Origin of the sequence: Rhodovibrio sodomensis (genome assembly GCF_016583645.1) — a bacterium.
Lineage (GTDB): Bacteria > Pseudomonadota > Alphaproteobacteria > Kiloniellales > Rhodovibrionaceae > Rhodovibrio > Rhodovibrio sodomensis.
Genome location: NZ_NRRL01000014.1, coordinates 32890 through 51670, shown reverse-complemented (window position 1 = coordinate 51670; position 18781 = coordinate 32890). Strand labels below are relative to the sequence as shown.

Annotated in this window: 16 protein-coding genes and 1 tRNA gene; 10 read left to right on the top strand and 7 right to left on the bottom strand. The window is 70.8% G+C overall.

What is annotated here, in order from left to right:
- Together CKO28_RS08055 and CKO28_RS08050 are read right to left on the bottom strand one after the other, a co-directional pair.
- Positions 1–558, bottom strand: coding sequence for a hypothetical protein (locus CKO28_RS08055; RefSeq protein WP_207168771.1), 558 nt, complete (start codon positions 556–558; stop codon positions 1–3).
- 139 nt (positions 559–697) lie between these two features.
- The gene (locus tag CKO28_RS08050; protein ID WP_200340119.1) at positions 698–1789 is read right to left on the bottom strand and encodes a cobalamin B12-binding domain-containing protein; all 1092 of its coding nucleotides are present in this window, start codon (positions 1787–1789) and stop codon (positions 698–700) included.
- A gap of 203 nt (positions 1790–1992) precedes the next feature.
- Here CKO28_RS08050 and CKO28_RS08045 point away from each other — a divergent pair, with 203 nt between their 5' ends.
- The 4 genes from CKO28_RS08045 (at position 1993) to CKO28_RS08030 (ending at position 7315) form a co-directional block, all read left to right on the top strand.
- A complete protein-coding gene (locus tag CKO28_RS08045; protein WP_200340118.1) occupies positions 1993–2946 on the top strand; it encodes a LysR family transcriptional regulator in 954 nt (317 codons plus the stop codon).
- Positions 2947–3054: 108 nt separating this feature from the next.
- The gene (locus CKO28_RS08040; RefSeq protein ID WP_200340117.1) at positions 3055–4473 is read left to right on the top strand and encodes a proton-conducting transporter transmembrane domain-containing protein; all 1419 of its coding nucleotides are present in this window, start codon (positions 3055–3057) and stop codon (positions 4471–4473) included.
- Positions 4466–6877 carry a DUF2309 domain-containing protein gene (locus CKO28_RS08035; RefSeq protein ID WP_200340116.1) on the top strand — a complete coding sequence of 804 codons (2412 nt, stop codon included), beginning with the start codon at positions 4466–4468 and terminating at the stop codon, positions 6875–6877. Before CKO28_RS08040 ends, CKO28_RS08035 begins: the two co-directional genes overlap by 8 nt.
- Positions 6878–6943: 66 nt before the next feature.
- Complete coding sequence (locus tag CKO28_RS08030) at positions 6944–7315, top strand: DUF190 domain-containing protein (RefSeq protein WP_200340115.1); 372 nt, start codon at positions 6944–6946, stop codon at positions 7313–7315.
- Between the two features lie 256 nt (positions 7316–7571).
- On the opposite strand, the gene CKO28_RS08025 is transcribed toward CKO28_RS08030, so the two are convergent.
- Positions 7572–8354 carry an alpha/beta fold hydrolase gene (locus tag CKO28_RS08025; protein ID WP_242480418.1) on the bottom strand — a complete coding sequence of 261 codons (783 nt, stop codon included), beginning with the start codon at positions 8352–8354 and terminating at the stop codon, positions 7572–7574.
- Between the two features lie 181 nt (positions 8355–8535).
- Between CKO28_RS08025 and CKO28_RS08020 the strand changes: the two genes are divergently transcribed.
- On the top strand, positions 8536–9705 hold the full coding sequence (locus CKO28_RS08020; RefSeq protein ID WP_200340114.1) for a glycosyltransferase family 4 protein: 1170 nt from the start codon (positions 8536–8538) through the stop codon (positions 9703–9705).
- Here the strand turns inward: CKO28_RS08020 and CKO28_RS08015 are convergent.
- Positions 9702–10388 (bottom strand): MBL fold metallo-hydrolase, encoded by a 687-nt coding sequence (locus tag CKO28_RS08015; RefSeq protein ID WP_200340113.1) that lies wholly within the window; start codon positions 10386–10388, stop codon positions 9702–9704. The two genes, CKO28_RS08020 and CKO28_RS08015, sit on opposite strands and share 4 nt — an antisense overlap.
- A gap of 232 nt (positions 10389–10620) precedes the next feature.
- On the opposite strand from CKO28_RS08015, the gene CKO28_RS08010 reads away from it, so the two are divergent.
- The 3 genes from CKO28_RS08010 (at position 10621) to CKO28_RS08000 (ending at position 12329) form a co-directional block, all read left to right on the top strand.
- The gene (locus CKO28_RS08010; protein WP_200340112.1) at positions 10621–11610 is read left to right on the top strand and encodes a TRAP transporter substrate-binding protein; all 990 of its coding nucleotides are present in this window, start codon (positions 10621–10623) and stop codon (positions 11608–11610) included.
- Between the two features lie 145 nt (positions 11611–11755).
- Entirely contained in the window at positions 11756–11995 is a 240-nt protein-coding gene (locus CKO28_RS28840; protein WP_200340111.1) for an AbrB/MazE/SpoVT family DNA-binding domain-containing protein, read from the top strand.
- Positions 11982–12329, top strand: a complete 348-nt coding sequence (locus CKO28_RS08000; RefSeq protein WP_200340110.1) for a type II toxin-antitoxin system PemK/MazF family toxin — start codon at positions 11982–11984, stop codon at positions 12327–12329. Before CKO28_RS28840 ends, CKO28_RS08000 begins: the two co-directional genes overlap by 14 nt.
- A gap of 21 nt (positions 12330–12350) precedes the next feature.
- On the opposite strand, the gene cysQ is transcribed toward CKO28_RS08000, so the two are convergent.
- Together cysQ and CKO28_RS07990 are read right to left on the bottom strand one after the other, a co-directional pair.
- Positions 12351–13169 (bottom strand): 3'(2'),5'-bisphosphate nucleotidase CysQ, encoded by an 819-nt coding sequence (gene cysQ, locus CKO28_RS07995; protein WP_200340109.1) that lies wholly within the window; start codon positions 13167–13169, stop codon positions 12351–12353.
- Between the two features lie 41 nt (positions 13170–13210).
- On the bottom strand, positions 13211–15556 hold the full coding sequence (locus CKO28_RS07990) for a xanthine dehydrogenase family protein molybdopterin-binding subunit (protein WP_200340108.1): 2346 nt from the start codon (positions 15554–15556) through the stop codon (positions 13211–13213).
- 203 nt (positions 15557–15759) lie between these two features.
- Between CKO28_RS07990 and CKO28_RS07985 the strand changes: the two genes are divergently transcribed.
- The gene (locus tag CKO28_RS07985) at positions 15760–16554 is read left to right on the top strand and encodes an SOS response-associated peptidase (RefSeq protein ID WP_200340107.1); all 795 of its coding nucleotides are present in this window, start codon (positions 15760–15762) and stop codon (positions 16552–16554) included.
- Between the two features lie 712 nt (positions 16555–17266).
- On the opposite strand, the gene CKO28_RS07975 is transcribed toward CKO28_RS07985, so the two are convergent.
- A tRNA-Val gene (locus CKO28_RS07975) sits at positions 17267–17341 on the bottom strand.
- A 280-nt stretch (positions 17342–17621) separates the two neighbouring features.
- Between CKO28_RS07975 and CKO28_RS07970 the strand changes: the two genes are divergently transcribed.
- Positions 17622–18581 (top strand): DUF3108 domain-containing protein, encoded by a 960-nt coding sequence (locus CKO28_RS07970; protein WP_200340105.1) that lies wholly within the window; start codon positions 17622–17624, stop codon positions 18579–18581.
- Positions 18582–18781: the final 200 nt, after the last annotated feature.

Genomic DNA, 18781 nt, shown 5'->3' with positions numbered 1-18781 from the left:
TCAGCGTTTGCTGCTTCCGGATATGTCGTCCGGGCCCAGGCCGTTCCAGGATTCCGGGTCCCACTCCGCGGTCTCGGCCCCGTCGTCGATATGATCCTTGGCGGTGTCCTCGGCGTCGGCGCGTTCGGACGAGTCGCCGGGATAGAGCGCCGCAATCGCGGTCGCGACCGCGCGCCGGGCGTCGCGTTCCCAAGCGCGGCGGTTGGTCCACTGGTCCTCGATCGTGATCGCGGGCTCCCGCGGATCCTCGTGGACCAGTGCGTTGCGGGTCAGGCGCAGCCAGGCGAGTTCCGCCTGCAGGTCCGGATCGGGCCGGCGGAAGCGGCCCTGGCTGTCCACGATCGTCGCCGCCAGGATCACGGTGGTCGCCCAGGCCCCGGCGCAGAAGGTCGCCTGCAGGTCGACCATCAGCGCGCACGCTTGCTCCGACAGCCGGCTCGCCGCGCCGCCCTGCGCGCGCTCAGCCTCCAGCGCCTCGAACCAGCGCCGGCGCTCCTCCCAGGTCGCGAGATCGGGATACTCGAGCTGTTCCATCGTGGCGACGACTGTGGCGCCCAAGCTCGGCGCTGTCACGCGTTGGGTTGGGCTTGTGCACCCTACGCGGCGCGGGGGTGAAACGACCGCCTCGGCGGGTCCCTCGCCCCTCAAGGGAGAGGGGAAGGAGGTGCGCCGTCACATTTGGAGAAAAACGCCGCCGCTAGACCCGGGCGAAGTCGCCCGCCAGCAGCACGGCGTCCTCGGCGTTGCGGGCGGTGCCGTCGGCGCCGATCCATTTGGCGAGCGACGGCGACACGTGGAACGGGTAGCCGCCGACCAGGACCTTGACCCCAGCCGTCTGCGGGTCGGCGCGCAACTCGGCGATCACGTCGGCCAGGCGCCAGGCGAGGTAGGGCGTGGTCACCGACAGCGCCAGCACGTCCGGCTGGACCCGGCGCACCGCCTGGTGGATCGCCGCCTTGGGCGTGTTGGCGCCGAGGTAGTGGCTGTTCCAGCCGCCCATTTGCAGCAGCGTGTTGACCACACGCAGGCCGGTGTCGTGCAGCTCGCCCTCGACACAGGCGGCCACCAGCGTGCCGGTCTCGCCGTTGGGTGCCAGCGAGCCGGTCAGCTCGGTCATCAGCTCCTGGCTGACCGAGGTTGCGAAGTGCTCCTGCCCGACGTCGATCCGGTTGACCTGCCAAAGCCGGCCAATTTCGACCTGAGCGGGTTCGATCACATGCAGCAAGATATCCGGGAGCCGGGTCCCGGCGGCGACCTTGTCGCGGATCAGCTTGCGGGCGGCCGCACCGTCGCCCGCGACCAGCGCGTTGGTATAGGCGCGCGCGGTCTCGACGTGCAGGCCAGGTTGGCTTAGCCGGCCCGCCGGCTCCTCGGTGCGGGTGTCGAGGCGCTGGATCGCATCCTCGATCAAGGTGATCGCGCTCGCATAGACGGCCGGGGACAGGTCTTCGTCCAGCACCTCCGCGATCAGCTCCAGCGTGCGCTTGAGATCGGCACGCTTCAGCCCGCGCGCCGTCATCATCGACTTCGCCCAGGCGATGTGGTCGTGGAACAGGATCGGGTCGGTCAGGGCGATCGCCTGCGAGAGGTGCTCCAGCAGCCAGCCGACATCGCGCTCGACGTAGTACTGCGTGGCCTCGCCGGCCTTGCGGGTGAGCGCGGGCGTCTCGGCGAGCAGCCGCTGGGCGACGCGCTCGGCGATCTTGGTGCGCCGAAGATGCAGCTGCCCGGCAACGCTCCAGGTCCAGCTCTGGACCAGTTGGGCGGGATCACCGTGGGTGGCGGGCATGAAACAAACCTTTCGCCCGGAAATGTCCGAGTGTCTCAGAATACGCGCTGGAACGTAGCTGTAAAGCCCAACATTTTGAATGCCACAATTTCGCCTGTGCCACCTGCCATGCGTCTATTGCGACCCCGACGTTGGTGCCGGACCCCGAGGCTATTATCTTATCCGTCGATCAAGTTCAACCAATCGATCGATGGAACCGGTCAATGCCGCAGGATATCGATACCGCGCTGCTGCGGACTTTCCTGGCGCTGGCGGAGACGCGCAACTTCTCCCGCACCGGTGAGCGGGTCGGGCGCTCGCAATCCGCCGTCAGCGCGCAAGTGCAGAAGCTCGAGGAGCTGCTGGGCCAGCGGCTGTTCGACCGCGACAAGCGCAACGTCCACCTGACCCATGCCGGCGAGCAGCTGCGGGGCTATGCCCGGCAGATGCTGCAGATGACCGACGCGATGCTGGAGCGCTTCACCAGCCCCGACGTGTCCGGCTCGGTCCGGTTCGCCTCGCCGGAGGACTTCGCCACCAACTACCTGCCGAGCGTGCTGGGCGCATTCTCGGAGGCGCACCCGGGCGTGCTGCTGAACGTCAGCTGCGATCTGACCCTGCGCCTGATCGCGGGGCTGGAGGCGGACGACTACGACCTGATCGTGATCAAGCAGAACCCGGACGCGCTGACCCCGGGCAGCCGCCCGCTGTGGCGCGAGCACCTGGTCTGGGTCGCCGGGCCCAGGTTCGAGGACGTGCAGCCGGTCGGCGGTCAGCTGTTCGCCGGGCCGCCGGACGCGCCGCGGCCAGGGCAGGGCAGCGCCCGGGCGACGCTGCCGTCGCCGCTGCCGCTGGTGTTGTCGCCGCCGCCCTGTGTCTACCGCTCGCGCGCCATGACCGCGCTGGACGACGCGGGCATCCCCTGGAAGGTCAGCTACACCAGCCCCTCGTTCGCCGGCACGGTGGCAGCGGTGCGCGCGGGCCTTGGGGTGACCGCGCTGCCGCGCGCGATGGTGCCGGACGGCCTGGTGCAGCTGGGCCCCGCGCAAGGCTGGCCGGCGCTGCTGGACGCCGAGATGTGCCTGCTGGCCGGGGAGCGCCCAAGCCCGGCGACCGCGGCCCTGGCGGAGTTCATCGAACAGCACGCGGGCCCGCACGCCGCGGCCACTTATCTGTAGGAACGATCAGACTGTCCGGAACAATTCGTTTCACTAATGTTTTGGCATCTGCGAAATGATCGCCCGCTTGATGGTCTCGCGCAATTCGTTCAGGGGTCTTCGGTTCGCATGCCCGTTTTCGTCACCGCGCTGGTGTGGATCGCCTGCGCGTTCGCGCTGGCCGGGGTCACACTGGGCCTTCGCGGCGCGCCATTGGAGCTCGCCGGTCTGCGCATCGACGCGCTGAGCCTGACGCTGGCGGTCGCCGCGACGCTGGTGAGCGGCATCGTGCACCTGTTCGCCCTGCGCTACATGGCGGGCGAGCGCGGCCAGGCCCGCTTCTTCGGCCGGCTCGGCCTGCTCACCCTGGTCGTGCTGCTGTTGCTGGCCGCCGACCACGTCGTCCTGTTCGCCGCCGCCTGGATCGCCATGGGCCTGCTGCTGGCAAGCCTGATCGGCCACATCCGCGACTGGCCGCAGGCGCGTGCCGCCGCCGGGCGGGCGCGGGCGCTGTTCCTGCTGGGCGGGGCAGCGCTCAGCCTCGGCCTGGTCGTGCTGGCGCGCGCCGCGGGCACCGGCTCGATCCACGGCATCCTGGGGAACGCGGGCGCGATCCCGGCCGGCACGCTCTGGTTCGCGGTCGCGTGCTTCGCGTTGGCGGCGATGATCCAGTGCGGGTTGGTGCCGTTCCACAGCTGGCTGATGGCGTCGATGACCGCGCCAACGCCGGTGTCGGCGTTCATGCACGCCGGCTTGGTCAACGCGGGCGGCATCCTGCTGGCGCGCTTTGCCCCGGTGTTCGACGCGCTGCCGACGGCGATGACGCTGGTGTTCGCGATTGGGGCGGTGAGCGTCCTGCTCGCCGCCCTGGCGCAGCTGGTGCAGAGCGATGTCAAGCGCGGCCTGGCGGCCTCTACGGTCGCGCAGATGGGCTTCATGCTGGTGCAGTGCGGCCTCGGCTTCTTCGCCGCCGCGATGGCGCACCTTGCCCTGCACGGCCTGTACAAGGCGAGCCTGTTCTTGGGAGCCGGCAGCGCGGTCGTGACCCCGCTGAAGTGCCGGGCGCCGCGGGTGTCGACCGGCGCGGCCGGCGTCGCCGCGGTCGCGGCCGGCGGGGCCGGCGGCGGGGCGTTCGCCCTGGTCAGCGGCAAGCTGGATTACGGCCTGTTCACGACCGGCGCGGTGCTGGTGATCTTCGCCGGCGTCGCGGCGGCACAGGCCGCGCTCGCTTTCGCCCGGACGGCGAGCGCGCCGGCGCTCGCGGCGACGCCGCCCGTGCTGGCCGGTGTCGGCGCCCTCTACGGCCTGCTGGTCGTGGGCGCGGAGGCGCTGCTGGCCCCGGTGCCGGGCCTGAGCCAGCCGCAGCCGCTGACCGCGGTGCACCTGCTGGCGCTGCTCGCGATCCTGGGGGCCTGGGGCGCCGTCGCGGCCGGCCTGCATACCCGAAGTCGTTGGCTGTACGCCCGCCTGCTGACCTGGTCGCAGCCCCCGGCGGCGACCGTGAGCGACCGCAAGAGCCTCAACGCCGGGAGCGTGACCCATGCCTGACCGCGCCAGGCTTTCCGCGCTGATCGCCAACGCGAGCGAAACCCTCGCCCCCTACTGGCCGCTGCGCTCGTTCATCGCCGTCAATCCGCTGCAGGGCCTGGAACACCTGCCGTTCGAGCAGGCGGTCGCGGAGGGCGCGGCCCGGTTCGGCGGGCGCGGCTATCCAAGCGACCGGCTCGCTGCCCAGGCCCTCGCCCAGGGCCGGATCGACCGCGCCGTCCTGGCGGAGGTGGCGCGCGGCCTGGGTCGCCCGGACCTGGCCGAAGGCCCGCCGCCCGCCGCGGCCCCGCAAACGCCCGCGCAGCCGGCTGCCCAGGCCGCCAGGCCGTCGCCGGTCGACCGGGAGCTGATCAAGGCGCTCGCGGCCTTCCTGGACGACGGGCAGGCGGTTTGGCCGATGCCCGACCGGCACCTGGGCTTCTTCGCGGCATGGCGGCGGATCGCCCGGCACGACCCGGCGCTGCCGGGCCGGGCGTTCATCCAGACGCTGCCCGCCGATCCGGTGATGGCGCTGCTGCAATTGCTGGACGGCGTGCCCGCCGCGCAGATCGAGGACCGGCTGGCCGCCCATCTGCTGGCGCTGCCGGGCTGGTCCAGCTACGTCAAATGGCGGGCCGACAATCCGGTGCCGGAGGCGCCGATCATGCTGGCCGACCTGCTGGCGGTGCGCCTGACCCTGGCCCACCTGTTCGCGGCGGCGCCGCCCAAGCTGCCGGCGGCGGCGGCGAACGCCGTGCCGGACGGCCGGGTTTGGCTGGAGGCTTGGGAGGAGACCTACCGCCGCGACCTGACCGCCATACTGGCCGCGCGGGCGGAGCGCGCGGGCGATACCGACCGCGCGGCCGCGCCGGCGCCGGAGGCGCAGCTGGTGTTCTGCATCGACGTCCGCTCGGAAGTGCTGCGCCGGCATCTGGAGGCCCAGGGGCCATACGAAACGCTGGGGTTCGCGGGTTTCTTCGGCGCGCCGGTCGCGTTCGCCCCGTTCGACGAGGCGGCGCCGCACGCCTCCTGCCCGGTGCTGCTGACCCCGCGGCACACGATCCCGGAGGTGCCGGCGGTCGACGCCGGCGAGCTGGCGGAACGGGCGCGCGCGGGCATGGTGTTCAAGCGCGGCCTCAAGCAGACCGCCCAGGCGCTGAAGGCGAGCGTCGCCGGGGCGTTCGCGTTCGTCGAGGCGACCGGGGCGGTCTACGGCGCGGCGATGGCCGGCCGGACGATCGCGCCGCGCGGCTTTCAGGCGCTCGCCGACGCCGTTTCCCGGGCGATCCAGCCGCCCGCCCCGACCGAGACCAAGGTCGACCTCAGCCCGTGCGGCGACGGCCACACCGCCGAAGATGCGGAGTACGCGACCGGTCTCAGCCCGTCGGAACAGGCCTTCTTCGCCGAGACGGCGCTGACCGTGATGGGCCTGACGGACGGTTTCGCCCCGCTCGTGGTGCTGTGCGGCCACGGCGGGGAGACCCGGAACAACCCGTTCGCCGCCGGGCTCGACTGCGGGGCGTGCGGCGGCCACGCCGGGGGGCCGAACGCCCGGATCATGGCGGCGATCCTGAACAAGCCCGAGATCCGCGAAAAGCTTGCCAACCGCGGCATCCGGATTCCGGAGCCCACGCTGTTCCTCGCCGCCGAGCACAACACCACGACCGACGCGGTCGCGCTGTTCGACACCGCCGCGGCCCAGGCGCGGCACGCCGACAAGCTGGCCCGGCTGCTGAGCGCTCTGGCGGCGGCGGGCCGCGGGGCGGCGCACGAGCGGGCGCGCCACCTGCCGGGCGACGCGCCGTCGAGCCGGGCAGCGGACTGGGCGCAGGTGCGCCCCGAATGGGCCCTGGCCCGCAACGCCGGCTTCATCGTCGGCCACCGCGACCTGACCCGCGCGCTCAACCTGGACGGGCGGTGCTTCCTGCACTCCTACGACTGGCGGAACGACGGCGAGGGCAAGGCGCTGGAGGTGATCCTGACCGCGCCGATGGTGGTCGCGCAGTGGATCAACAGCCAGTACTACTTCTCCACCCTCGATCCCGTGGCCTACGGCGCCGGGTCCAAGGTCACGCACAATGTCGTCGGCGGGGTCGGCGTGATGCAGGGCAACGCGTCCGATCTGATGACCGGGCTGCCGCTGCAGTCGACCTGGCAGGACGCCGAGACCCCGCAGCACGAGCCGCTGCGGCTGCTGACGGCCGTGCACGCCCCGGTCGAGCGGATCGAGGCGGTGATCCAGCGCAACGACGTCCTGAAGACGCTGTTCGGCAACGGCTGGGTCGCGCTGCTCGCGCTCGATCCGGAACGCGGCAGCAGCCTGCGCCGCACGCGGGCGGGCGACTGGATCCCGGCCGACCCGCCGCGTTCCGCCGCCGGCGACGGCGACAACCCGGCCGAGCCGGCGGTCCTGGAGACGACCTGAGCGCACGCGCGTACACTTTCGGCCGTGGCCCCGGCCGCCGGAATATCACGTCTGGGAGAGACCATCATGAACGAGATCCAGCACGACGACGCCGACCTGGTGTTCCACACCCTCAAGAAGATCGAGATCGTGGTGAAGGGCCAGCAGGAGAAGTTCGTCTGCGACCTGCTGCAGTCCTGCGGGGTGACCGGCTACACCCTGATCCGCGACGTCGCCGGCATGGGCCACCACGGCTTCCACGAGGGCCGGCTGCTGTTCAACGACCAGGCCAGCCTGGTGATGACGATGGCGGTGGCGCCCGAGGCGACGATCCGCGCGGTGGCCTCCGGGCTGAAGCCGCTGTTGGAAAAGCACTCCGGGGTGATGTTCGTCACCGACACTCAGGTGCTTCGCCTGGAGCACTTCCTGCGCAAGGAAGAGGCGGAGGCAGGCGCGTAGGGGCGCCAGGCCCGGGCCGTTATCGTTCCCTCTCCTCCACTGGGAGGGCCAGGGAGAGGAGGTTGCCCGCGTCGTAAGCATCCGTGGTCCCTCCTCCCCTAGCCCCTCCTCCCACTGAAGGAGGGGGAACAGAGATCATGGGCGAAGGGGCACGTAAAACCCTTCCCTAGAGCAAAATCGATAAAGGTCGAGTCGACCTTCACCGTGAATTTTGCTCTAACGGCTTGAAGGAAGAGCAAGATGCTGAAAGGTGGCTTCACCTTTCAGCATCTTGCTCTAGGTCCCGGAACAGTCGGTCCAGCGTGTCGTAGAGCCGCTGCAGGTCGCGCTCGGTGGACAGGCGGTGGTCGGCGTCCTTGACCAGGGTCGCCTCGACGTCGTCGCTGGCGAGCGCGTGCTGCAGCTTGACCGCCCAGTCGGCCGGCACCTCCGCGTCCGCCGTGCCCTGCAGCAGGCGGACCGGGCAGGCGATCTGGATCGGTCTGCCCAGCAGCTTGTGCTTGCGGCCCTCCTGGAACAACTGGTGGCTGAGCGGCACCGGGTCGCCGTAGTCCGAAGGCATCTGCCAGACGCCGTTGTCCTCGACCTCGCGCTGCTGCTGGGCGGTCAGGCGCTGCCACAGCAGCGCGTCGGTGAAGTCCGGTGCGGCGGCGATCCCGACCAGGCCGGCGACCCGCTCCGGCCGGGCGAGGGCGGCCAGCAGCATGATCCAGCCGCCCATCGAGGAGCCGACCAGCACCTGCGGCCCCTCGGTCAGCTGGTCGAGGACGCTGAGCGCGTCGTCGCGCCATTGCCCGATCGTGCCGTCGGCGAACCGTCCGGACGATTGGCCGTGCCCCTGGTAATCGAAGCGCAGGAAGGCGCGGCCGTGCTGCCGGGCGTAGGCTTCCAGCGCCAGCGCCTTGGTGCCGTCCATGTCGGAGGCGAAGCCGCCCAGGAACATGAGCCCGGGCGACGCGCCCGGCGTGCGGTGGTAGGCGATGCGCGCGCCGTCCGCGCGCGTCAGGACCTGCGCGGCCGGGGAGTCGCTGTCGTTCATGCCTGTCCTCATGGGGCCGGTGCCCGTGCCGGAGGTTGCGGCCAGAAAGCGTTTCGACATGGCGGACGGATCGGCTATCACGGCGCACGCGCGCGACCGCCGCTTCGAGCCTTCCGACCCTAGGCCGGCCCGATTCTAGACCAGCCGGGCGCGCGGAGCAGGGAGCCGACCCGAAGCTTTGATGCAGCCTAGCAATCCCCCATCGAGCGCGGAAGATGTCGCCCACGGCCGGCCGCCCACGATCCTGCAGGTGCTGCCGGCGCTGGAGACCGGCGGGGTCGAGCAAGGCACGGTCGACGTCGCGGTCGCGACCGCGCAGGCCGGCTGGCGCGCGCTGGTGGCGAGCGCGGGCGGCTCCAAGGTGTACGCCATCGAGCGCGCCGGCGGCACCCACGTCACCCTGCCGCTGGAGACCAAGAACCCGCTGAAGATCTGGCGCAACGCCAAACGCCTGGCGGCGGTGATCGCGCACGAACAGGTCGATATCGTCCACGCCCGCTCCCGCGCGCCGGCGTGGAGCGCCTATCTCGCGGCGCGACGTACGGGCGTACGCTTCCTGACCACCTTCCACGGCACGTACAACTTCACGGGCGGGCTCAAGCGCCGCTACAACGCCGTGATGGCGAAGGGGGAGCGGGTGATCGCGATCAGCCGGTTCATCGCCGAGCATCTGACGCGCCACTACGGCGTGCCCGACAGCCGGATCCGGGTGGTCCAGCGCGGCATCGACCTGCGCCATTTCGACCCCGACGGCGTGGCCGCGGAACGGATGATCCGGCTGGCGCACGACTGGCAGCTGCCGGACGGCGTGCCGGTGGTGATGCTGCCCGGCCGCCTGACCCGCTGGAAGGGGCAGCTGGTGCTGATCGACGCGCTGGCGCGGATCGTCGAGCGCGACTTCATCTGCCTGCTGGTCGGCTCCGACCAGGGCCGCACCGGCTATCGCGAGGAACTGACCGCACGGGTGCGCGACCGCGGCCTGGACTCGCGGGTGTTCATCCGCGACGACTGCGCCGACATGCCGGCCTGCTACATGCTGGCCGACGTGGTCGTCTCGGCATCGACCGATCCCGAGGCGTTCGGCCGGATCGCGGCGGAAGCCCAGGCGATGGGGCGGCCGTTGGTCGCAAGCGCCCACGGCGGCGTCCCCGAACAGGTGATCGACGGCGAGACCGCGTTCCTGGTCGCCCCCGGCGACGACGCTGCGCTCGCCGAGGGTGTGGCGCGGGCGCTCGATCTGGACGCCGGCGGCCGGGCGGCGCTGGCCCGCGCGGCGCGGACGCAGGCGCAGCGGTTCTCCAAGGAGCGCATGTGCGCCGACACGCTGGCGGTCTACGAGGAACTGCTCTAGCGGATCAGCAACGGCACCTCGGCCGGGTCCCAGGTCCAGCCGTCCGGCGTCCGGCGCATCTCCGGGAAGTGGCCGGGCACCACGCGGTCGGGCTCGAGATCGAGTAGCCGGGCGATCGAGGCGCTGCCGCGTGCGGCCGTGTCGAACGCGAGGTCGCAGCGCCGCTCCAGTGCTTCCCTGGCGGTCTTGATCGCATCGCTCGCCAGCACCACCCGGCCGTGCGGCGTCGCCTCCAGCACCAGCGCGATCAGCCCCGGCGTGTGGCCCGGCGCCGCCAGCCAGCGCACGCCCGGCCACAGCTCGCCCTCGCGCGCCAGGGTGTACGTCTCCAGTTCCGCCAGCTGGCCCAGCAGATGTCCGGGCACGTACAGGTCGTCCGGGTGCGGGTCGCGGGCGTACGCCTGTTCCGCCGCCGACAGGTACACCTGGGCGTCCGGGAACATTTCCAGGTTGTTGGCGTGGTCGAAGTGCAGGTGCGACAGCACCACGGCGCGAATCTCGCGCGGCGCCAGCCCGTGGCGGGCGAGGCCGTTCAAGAGCCGGCGCTTGGTCGCGTGATGGCCGGTGTCGAACAGCACCGGGCCGGCGTCGGTGTGCAGCAGCACCACGCTGGACAGGCCCAGGAAGCCGTCGGCCAGCGCCAGGCTGTTGCCCTGGACCAGGATGTCATAGCGCAGGGGCATCGCCGTTTCGCCCTCCAAAGCCGCGGAAATCTGGGGTGGCGACGCGGCTGGATAACTGCGTTAGGGTTGCCCGCGACGCGCCCCGGCCGGGCTCAGGCTCGCCCGGGCGCGTCCCAAAAGCAACGGGCGCGCCCCGGGATCGTGCGTACGCCGGGCAGCGAGCAACGCGCCGTCCTTTCCAACACCGCCTGACGTGTGAACCGCAGGCAAAATAACAGGGAGGAGCGACACTATGAGTCGTATCCGCGATCTGAGCCTGGCGGCGGTGGCCGCCGCGGGTCTGTCGGTCGGCGCCCAGGGCGCCGGCGCGGCCGAGTGGAACATGCCCACGCCCTATCCGGCGGGCAACTTCCACACCCAGAACATCCAGCAGTTCGCCGACGACGTGAAGCAGATGACCGACGGCGAGCTGACGATCACGGTCCATCCGGCCGGCTCGCTGTTCAAGCACCCGGAGATCAAGAACGCGGTGCGGAGCCGGCAGGTGCAGATCGGCGAGTTCCTGTTGAGCCGGCTGGCCAACGAGGATGCCGTCTTCCAGGTCGATTCGGTGCCGTTCCTGGCGAGCGATTACACCCAGGCGCGCCAGCTCTGGCAGGCGTCCAAGCCGGTGATCGAGCAGAAGCTCGCCAAGCAGAACCTGCAGGTGCTGTTCACCGTGCCGTGGCCGCCGCAGGGCCTCTACACCAAGGCCAAGATCGAGGACATGTCCGACCTCAAGGGCATCTCGTTCCGGGCCTACAACAGCGCGACCGAACGCCTGGCCCAGCTGGCCGGCATGGTGCCGACCCAGGTCGAGGTGCCGAACGTGGCGCAGGCGTTCGCCACCGGGCGCGTCGACGCGATGATGACCTCGCCCTCGACCGGCGTGAACACCAAGGCCTGGGACTTCACCAACCACTTCTACCATCTGCAGGCCTGGCTGCCGAAGAACATCGTGGTGGTGAACGAGCGCGCGCTGCAGAGCCTGGACGCGGAAACGCGGCAGGCCGTGCTGGACGCCGCGGACAAGGCGATGGACCGCGGCTGGCAGATGTCCAAGGAGGAAACCAACACCCAGTTGGACGCGCTCGCGGAAAACGGCATGACCGTTCACCGCGAGCCGCCGAAGGCCCTGACCCAGGGCTTCAAGCAGATCGGCCAGACGATGGCCAAGGAGTGGCGCCAGGACGCCGGCAAGGACGGCGCCCGGATCCTGGAGCGCTACCGCAAGATGAACTAATGTTGGCGGCCTGATAGCCGGCGCAATCGCGGCCCCGTACACCTTGCGGTACGGGGCCGTTTTTGTGTCCGCTGCCTGCAGGTTCCGTGTTAGCGTTGAGGGCGTAATACGTAATACCCGTTGTATGTCGGAGCCGGGAGGCGGCATGTCGCACGCGCCACACAATATTTCACGGGTCACCAGTAAAGGTCAGGCGACGATCCCAAGCGCGGTCCGCAAGCGGCTCGGGCTGAAGCCGGGCGACCGTGTCGTTTACGAAATTGAGGGTGACAGCGTGGTCATACGCAAAGCCGCACCAGAGGAGAATGCGTTCTACCGGCTGCAGGATACGGCATTCAGTGAGTGGTCGAGCCCGGCCGACGAAGCGGCCTATGGCGGCCTATAGGCCCGGCGACATCGTCGTGGTGCCGTTCCCGTTCGCCGATTACCCCGACACGGTGAAGCGCCGGCCGGCCGTGGTTATTTCCCGAACCAGTTTGGCGGACAAGACTGGCCTGTATTGGATCGTGATGATTACAAGCGCCGAGAACGCGGGATGGCCGGACGATGTCCACGTGCCCGATGACCCCTCGACTGGTCTGCCTGCGCCATCGGTGGTGCGACCGGCGAAGCTCGCGACAGTTGAGCGACCTAGGCTCGTTCGACGGCTTGGCGTGTTGCCCGCGCACACATGGAGCGAAGTGGCCGCCTACGTACGAGATAACCTGGCGTCGAATTGAACATTCGCCACCCGCCCGGCTTTACCCCAGGCCGTAGCCGATGAACGGCGGGTTTTCGAAGCCGGGCTTGCCGTAGGCGAGGCGGGTGCCGTTGGCGTCTGTTACCCGGCCGCCGGCGGCGGCGAGGACGGCGTGGCCGGCGGCGGTGTCCCATTCCATGGTCCGGCCGAAACGCGGGTAGAGGTCGGCCTGGCCGCTGGCGACCAGGCAGAACTTGATCGAACTGCCGGCGTCGCGCTGTTCGGCGATCGTGTAGCCGCCCAGGAAGCGTTTCATCGCTTGCGGATCGCCGTGGCGGCGGCTGGCGACCACGGTCGCGCCGGCCTTGGGGATGTGCCGGCAGGCGATCGGCTTGCCCGGCTGGTTGACCTCCGCGAAGGTCGCCTTCGACGTGCCGTCGTTCTGGATCGCGCCGGCCCAGGTCATGCCGAGCGCCGGCGCGTGGACCACTCCGGCGACCGGCTGGCCGTGCTCGATCAGCGCGATGTTGACCGTGAACTCGCCGTTGCCGGAGATGAACTCCTTGGTGCCGTCGAGCGGGTCGACCAGCCAGAACCGCTCGGCCACCTCTGGCACGTCGCCCTGGTCGACGCCCTCCTCCGAGACGATCGGGATGTCCGGGACCCGCTCCGCCAGCGCCTGACGGATCACCCGGTCGGCGGCGAGGTCGGCCTGGGTCAGGGGGCTGTCGTCGTCCTTGGCGGTGACCTCCAGACCGCCGTCCTGCTGGTAGAACATCAGGGTCGCCTGGCCGGCGCGCTCGGCGATGCCGCGCAGCACCACCAAGAGGTCGTCCAGGTTGCCGCCGCCGTTGCCGCCGGTCTCGCGGTCCAGGGTCATCTCGGGCGTCGCCTTCTCGCTTGCAGGCGCCCGGGCCGCGGTTACTCCGCCGCCGCCTTGGGCGCGTTCGCCTGCAGGATCTGCCAGATCCGCTCGGTCGTCGCGGGCATGTCGACGTGCAGCACCCCATAGGGCTCGAGCGCGTCGACCAGGGCGTTGATCACCGCCGGCGGGGCGCCGATCGCCCCGGCCTCGCCCGCGCCCTTGATGCCGAACGGGTTGGTCTTGCAGGGCACGTTGATGAATTCGATCTCGATGTCGGGCAGGTCGTCGGCCCGCGGCATCGTGTAGTCCTGATAGGTCGCCGTGACAAGCTGACCGGACCCGGCCTCGTAGACCGTCTGCTCCAGCAGCGCCTGGCCGATCCCCTGGGCGACGCCGCCGTGGATCTGACCCATCACCAGCATCGGGTTGAGCACCATGCCGAAGTCGTCGACCACGACGTAGCGGGCGATCTCCAGTTCCGCCGTGTCGCGGTCGACCTCGATCTCGCAGACGTGGACGCCGTTCGGGAAGGTTTCCGCGTCCGGCGAATCGTAATGCCCGGTCTCCGCCAGCGGTCCCTTCAGGTCGGCCGGCAGGTCGTCGCGCTCGACGGCCGCGCGCGCCACTTCGGCGAGCGTGGTCCGCCGGTCGGTGCCGGCGATCGTGAAGGTGCCTTCCCCGAACTCCAGGTCGTCGGGGGACACCTCCAGGGTGTGGCCGGCGATCTTCTTGGCGCGCTCGATCACCTGGTCGGCGGCCTGGTCGGTCGCGCCGCCGCCGACCAGGAGCGAGCGCGAGCCCATGGTGCCGCCGCCGGTCGCCGCGACATCGGTGTCGCCCTGGTGAAAGCGAATCTGCTCCGGATCCAGGCCCAGCTTATCGGCCAGCAGCTGGGCATAGGCGGTGTGGTGGCCCTGGCCGTTGGTCTGCGTGCCGACCACCAGGCTGGCGCCGCCGTCGGGATCGATCGTCAGGCGCGCGTCCTCGCTGCCGACCGAGCCGCAGGCCTCGACGTAGGTCGCCAGCCCGAAGCCCAGCAGCTTGCCCCGGCGCGCGGCGGCCTGCTTGCGCTCCCCGAGGTGCGCGTAGTCGGCCTGCTCCAGCGCCCGGTCCATCAGCCGCGCGAACTCGCCGCTGTCGTAGGTCGCGCCGGCGGGCGTGGTCCAGGGCATCTGATCCGGCTGGATGAAGTTCTTCCGCCGCAGCTCCGCCGGGTCCAGACCCAGCTCGCGCGCGGCCGCGTCGACCGTGCGCTCGACGAAGTAGGCCGCTTCCGGCCGGCCGGCGCCGCGGTAGGCGTCGACCGGCACGGTGTTGGTGAACACGCACTTCACGTTCGCCGACATCGCCGGGATGCGGTACAGGCCGCACAGCATCTTGCCCAGCGACTGCGTCGGCACGTAGGTCGAGGCGTTCGACAGGTAGCCGCCGACGTTGGCGAGCGAGGTCAGGCGGATCGCCGTCATCCGGTGCTCGGCGTCGAGCGCGAGTTCCATCGTCGCGGTGTGGTCGCGCCCCTGCGCGTCGGACTGGAAGGATTCGCGCCGCTCGCCGATCCACTTGACCGGCCGCCCGAGCGCTTGGGCCGCGTGCAGCACCAGCACCTGTTCGCCGTACAGGAAGATCTTGGTGCCGAACCCGCCGCCGACGTCGGGCGTCACCACGCGCAGGCGTTCGGGATCGATGTTCAGCACCTTCTCCGCGATCTGCTTGCGCAGGCCGTGCGAGCCCTGCGAGGAGGTGTAGAGCTCGAACCGGTCGGCCTGGGGATCGAAGTTGCCGATCGCCCCGCGCGGCTCCATCGAATTCGCCACGACCCGGTTGTTCACCATGTCGACGCGGGTGACGTGCGCGGCCTCGCGGAACGCCTTCTCGACCGCGTCGTCGTCGCCGGTGCCCCAGTCCAGCGCGACGTTGCCGGGCGCGATCTCGTGCAGCGTGGGGGCATCCGGCGCGAGCGCGTCGGCCGCGTCGACCACGTGGGCCCGCGGGGCGTAGTCGACCTCGACCAGCTCGCTCGCGTCCTTCGCCTGCTGCGGGGTTTCCGCGATCACCGCGGCGACCGGATCGCCGACGTGCCGGACCCGGCCGCGCGCCAGCACCGGGTGGCCCGGCATGCGCGGCGGCCTGCCGTCGACGCCCGGGATCGGCGCCATGCAGGGGATGTCCTGGATGCCGGTGGCGTCCAGGTCTTGAATCGTGTAGACGGCGTGCACGCCAGGCGCTTGGCGCGCGTCCTCGGCATCGATCGCCTTGATCTCGGCGTGCGCGTGCGGGCTGCGCACCAGCGCCATGTAGAGCTGGCCGTCCAGCTGGATGTCGTCGGTGTAGCGGCCCTGGCCGGTCAACAGCCGGGCGTCCTCGACGCGGCGAACGGCTTGACCCACTCCGAACTGACCCATGGTCGACGGCTCCCTCGTGTGCGTGCTCGGGTGCGTGAGCTGGATGCGGCGCACGGTTTGTGCGCTGCGGCAGGTGCCCGAAAGGTGGGGCGGGCCGGAGCCTCAGCCAAGCCCGCCGGGCGGCGAAACCGCCGGCGCTGTCCTGGCGCCGGCCGTGTGCTAGGCTTCCCGTGCGATTCAGCGTGTGCGAGGCGAAGGCAGAGATGTGCGGCCGCTATTCGATCACCAGCCCGACCGAGGCGATCCAGCGCGTCTTCCAGGTGCCGGAGCGACCCAACCTGCCGGCGCGCTACAACGTGGCGCCGACCCAGGACGTGCCCGTGGTACGCGTGCGCGGCGACGCGGAAGGGCCGGAAGCCGACGGCGGCCGGCACCTCGTGCAGCTGCGCTGGGGCTTGGTGCCGTTCTGGGCCGAGGATCCCGGGATCGGGGCGAAGATGATCAACGCCCGGGCGGAGAGCGCGGCCGACAAGCCGGCGTTCCGCGCCGCCTTCCGGAGGCGGCGGTGCCTGGTGGTCGCGGACGGCTTCTACGAGTGGAAGGCGCCGGCGGAGGAGGGGCGGCGCAAGCAGCCCTACCGGATCGAGCTGGCCGACCGCCGGCCATTCGGTTTCGCGGGCTTGTGGGAGCGCTGGACCGATCCGAAGGACCAGAGCGTGCTCGAGACCTGCACGATCCTGACCACGCAGGCGAACGCCGATCTGAAGCACATCCACCCGCGGATGCCGGTGATGCTGTCGCCGGACGCGTTCGACGCCTGGCTCGACCCGGCCGCGGATGTCGAGACGGCGCAGGGCCTGCTGACGCCCTATCCCGACGGCGCGCTCACCGCCTATCCGGTTTCAACCCGGGTCAACGCGGTCAAGCACGACGACCCGTCGATCCTGGAACCGCTGCAGGCGGCGGAACCTTCGGAGGGTGACGGCGGGGCGTCTGGCGGCGGGACGCAAGGCGGCGGGGCGTCCGGCGGCGGCGACCGCCAGCAAAGCCTGTTCTGAGCGCGCCGGTCAGCGCCCGGAAAGCAAGACGCCCCGCCCCCGGGGGTGACGGGGACGGGGCGCGCCTGCAGCCCGGGATCGGGGGATGGGCTGCCGGCCGGGGGTCGGAAGCCGGATCGGGGGGAACCGCTTCCGGGAAGAACTATCGCCCAGCGCCCAAAGCCCGGCAAAGGGACCATGCGGGTACATCGTCCGCGCAAAAGGACACACGAAGGTCTTAGGGCGCCGGCTGGTAGACGCGCGACTTTCCCGTAGCTTGGCGAGACTGGCCCGTGCAATCGCGAGGTCCGCCTGGGCGCGTGCGCGGCGGGCCCGCGCGCCGGCCAGCTGTGCCTCGACCTGGGCGAGGTCGGTCGCACTCCCGGAGCCCGCGGCCCGGCGCGCGCGGATTGGGTCACGCAGGACTTGGAGGCGCGCGACATGGCGGTCGATCTGGGCTAAATGCCGGTCGGCCGCCGCGGGACGACACGCACCCGACTGCTCCGCGCGCGGTTGCCTTGCCGGGTCCTGCGGGTCCCGCGGGATCGGCTCCAGCCCGCCGGTCGGCGTGCAGGCAGCCAACGCGCCGTTCATCCCGAGGATCAGCAAGGCCGATCTCAAACGCATGGTCAGAGGTGGTCCAGGTTATCCGCCCACGCCAACGCCAACGCCGGCACGGCCTCGGAAGAAGGCGATGTAAACGAACGTCGATTGAAGCAAGACGGGGATCGAATGGTGGGCGTGCCTGGGTTTGAACCAGGGACCTCCTCGGTGTGAACGAGGCGCTCTCCCGCTGAGCTACACGCCCATCGCGCCAGCGCGCGTCGAACGGATACCGGACGCGCGTGGCTGAAGGCTGCGACGGCAGGCGTTAGGTCACCGCCAACCGACGCGCGTCTGCTGATAGGGCAGGGGCGGCCGGGGTGTCAAGCGCGCAGCGGCGCCGGCGGACTTGTTGCGACGGGCGGCCTTTTTTCGGCCCGAAGCGGGCGTATCTTATGGAAGCGGTCGGCCGTGCGCCGGGGCGCATGCGCCGGCCGTATCACCGAGCTCCGACAGGCCGGCGCAACAAGCGGAAAGGGACGTCGATGAGCACAGGGGTGGAGGCGATCCGGCAGGCAGCTGGCGGACGGCGGGCTAGCGAACGGCGGGCTCGCGGACGGCGGGTTGGCGGCCGGCGCGCCGGCGGCCGGGTGGCCGGCGTGCTGCTGGCGGGCGGTCTGACGCTCGGCTGGGCGGCCTCGGGCCAGGCGGCGCCGGCCGAGACGACCGTGGCGCCGCCGCTCGGGCTCGCCTACAAGCTCTACGTCGGCGGGCTGAATGCGCTGACGTTCGAAACCCGCGTGGCGCTCGGCCCGGACAGCTACGACATCCGCCTGCAGGCGCGCACCTCGGGGTGGATCGGCAGCCTGTGGCCGTTCGTGCTGGAAGGCCGCGCCGACGGGGCCCGCACCGCCGCCGGCATGCTGCGGCCCGAGCGGTTCGCCACCGCCAACTTGTGGGGCGACAATGGCAAGCGCTGGGTGCGCATGGACTACCCCGCGCACGACGGGCCACCCACCGTGACGGCCGAGCCGGCGCCGTCGAACGACGACCGCTCGGTCGTGCCGGCGGAAGCCCGCACCGGCACGCGCGACCCGATCAGCGCGATCTACGGTCTGATCCTGGGCCAGGGCGAGGTCTGTTCCGGCACCCATCAGATCTTCGACGGCCGCCGGCGCTACGACGTCGCCGCCGAGAACCTGGGCGCGGCGCAGGTGCCGGAGTCGTCCTACGCCGTCTACAGCGGCCAGGCGACCAAGTGCCGGATCACGATCGAGAAGGTGACCGGCTTCTGGGAGAAGTACGAGTCCAAGCGCCGCTATCCGGACACGGTGGACGTGTGGCTCGCGCGCGTCGGCGAGGATCTGCCGCCGCTGCCGGTCCGGATCGAGACGGACACGCTGGTGGGCGCGCTGCGCGTGCACCTGACGGAGGTGACGCGCGGGCCAGAGGCCGCGCTGCCCGACGCCGGCCTGTTCCCGCTTAAGCGCGCGTCCGTGGAGTAGGCGGTTGGTTCCCTCTCCTCCAACCGTGGTTCGCTCTACCGGAGACTTTTGCACGCGGGCATGCGCAGGCGTGTGGCGTGCTTCGACACGCCAGCCTGCGGCTGGCTACTCAGCATGATGAAGACAGATGTAAATCTCTGACAAACCCACAGCTTCATCCTGAGTAGGAGGCCGTAGGCGTCCGTGTCGAAGGACCTCAC

Excerpts from the sequence above, each read along its gene's own strand:
- CKO28_RS08050 (WP_200340119.1), bottom strand. The coding sequence starts at position 1,789 with ATGCCCGCCACCCACGGTGATCCCGCCCAACTGGTCCAGAGCTGGACC.
- CKO28_RS08045 (WP_200340118.1), top strand. The coding sequence starts at position 1,993 with ATGCCGCAGGATATCGATACCGCGCTGCTGCGGACTTTCCTGGCGCTG.
- CKO28_RS08040 (WP_200340117.1), top strand. The coding sequence starts at position 3,055 with ATGCCCGTTTTCGTCACCGCGCTGGTGTGGATCGCCTGCGCGTTCGCG.
- CKO28_RS08035 (WP_200340116.1), top strand. The coding sequence starts at position 4,466 with ATGCCTGACCGCGCCAGGCTTTCCGCGCTGATCGCCAACGCGAGCGAA.
- CKO28_RS08030 (WP_200340115.1), top strand. The coding sequence starts at position 6,944 with ATGAACGAGATCCAGCACGACGACGCCGACCTGGTGTTCCACACCCTC.
- CKO28_RS08025 (WP_242480418.1), bottom strand. The coding sequence starts at position 8,354 with ATGAACGACAGCGACTCCCCGGCCGCGCAGGTCCTGACGCGCGCGGAC.
- CKO28_RS08020 (WP_200340114.1), top strand. The coding sequence starts at position 8,536 with ATGCAGCCTAGCAATCCCCCATCGAGCGCGGAAGATGTCGCCCACGGC.
- CKO28_RS08015 (WP_200340113.1), bottom strand. The coding sequence starts at position 10,388 with ATGCCCCTGCGCTATGACATCCTGGTCCAGGGCAACAGCCTGGCGCTG.
- CKO28_RS08010 (WP_200340112.1), top strand. The coding sequence starts at position 10,621 with ATGAGTCGTATCCGCGATCTGAGCCTGGCGGCGGTGGCCGCCGCGGGT.
- CKO28_RS28840 (WP_200340111.1), top strand. The coding sequence starts at position 11,756 with ATGTCGCACGCGCCACACAATATTTCACGGGTCACCAGTAAAGGTCAG.
- CKO28_RS08000 (WP_200340110.1), top strand. The coding sequence starts at position 11,982 with ATGGCGGCCTATAGGCCCGGCGACATCGTCGTGGTGCCGTTCCCGTTC.
- cysQ (WP_200340109.1), bottom strand. The coding sequence starts at position 13,169 with ATGACCCTGGACCGCGAGACCGGCGGCAACGGCGGCGGCAACCTGGAC.
- CKO28_RS07990 (WP_200340108.1), bottom strand. The coding sequence starts at position 15,556 with ATGGGTCAGTTCGGAGTGGGTCAAGCCGTTCGCCGCGTCGAGGACGCC.
- CKO28_RS07985 (WP_200340107.1), top strand. The coding sequence starts at position 15,760 with ATGTGCGGCCGCTATTCGATCACCAGCCCGACCGAGGCGATCCAGCGC.
- CKO28_RS07970 (WP_200340105.1), top strand. The coding sequence starts at position 17,622 with ATGAGCACAGGGGTGGAGGCGATCCGGCAGGCAGCTGGCGGACGGCGG.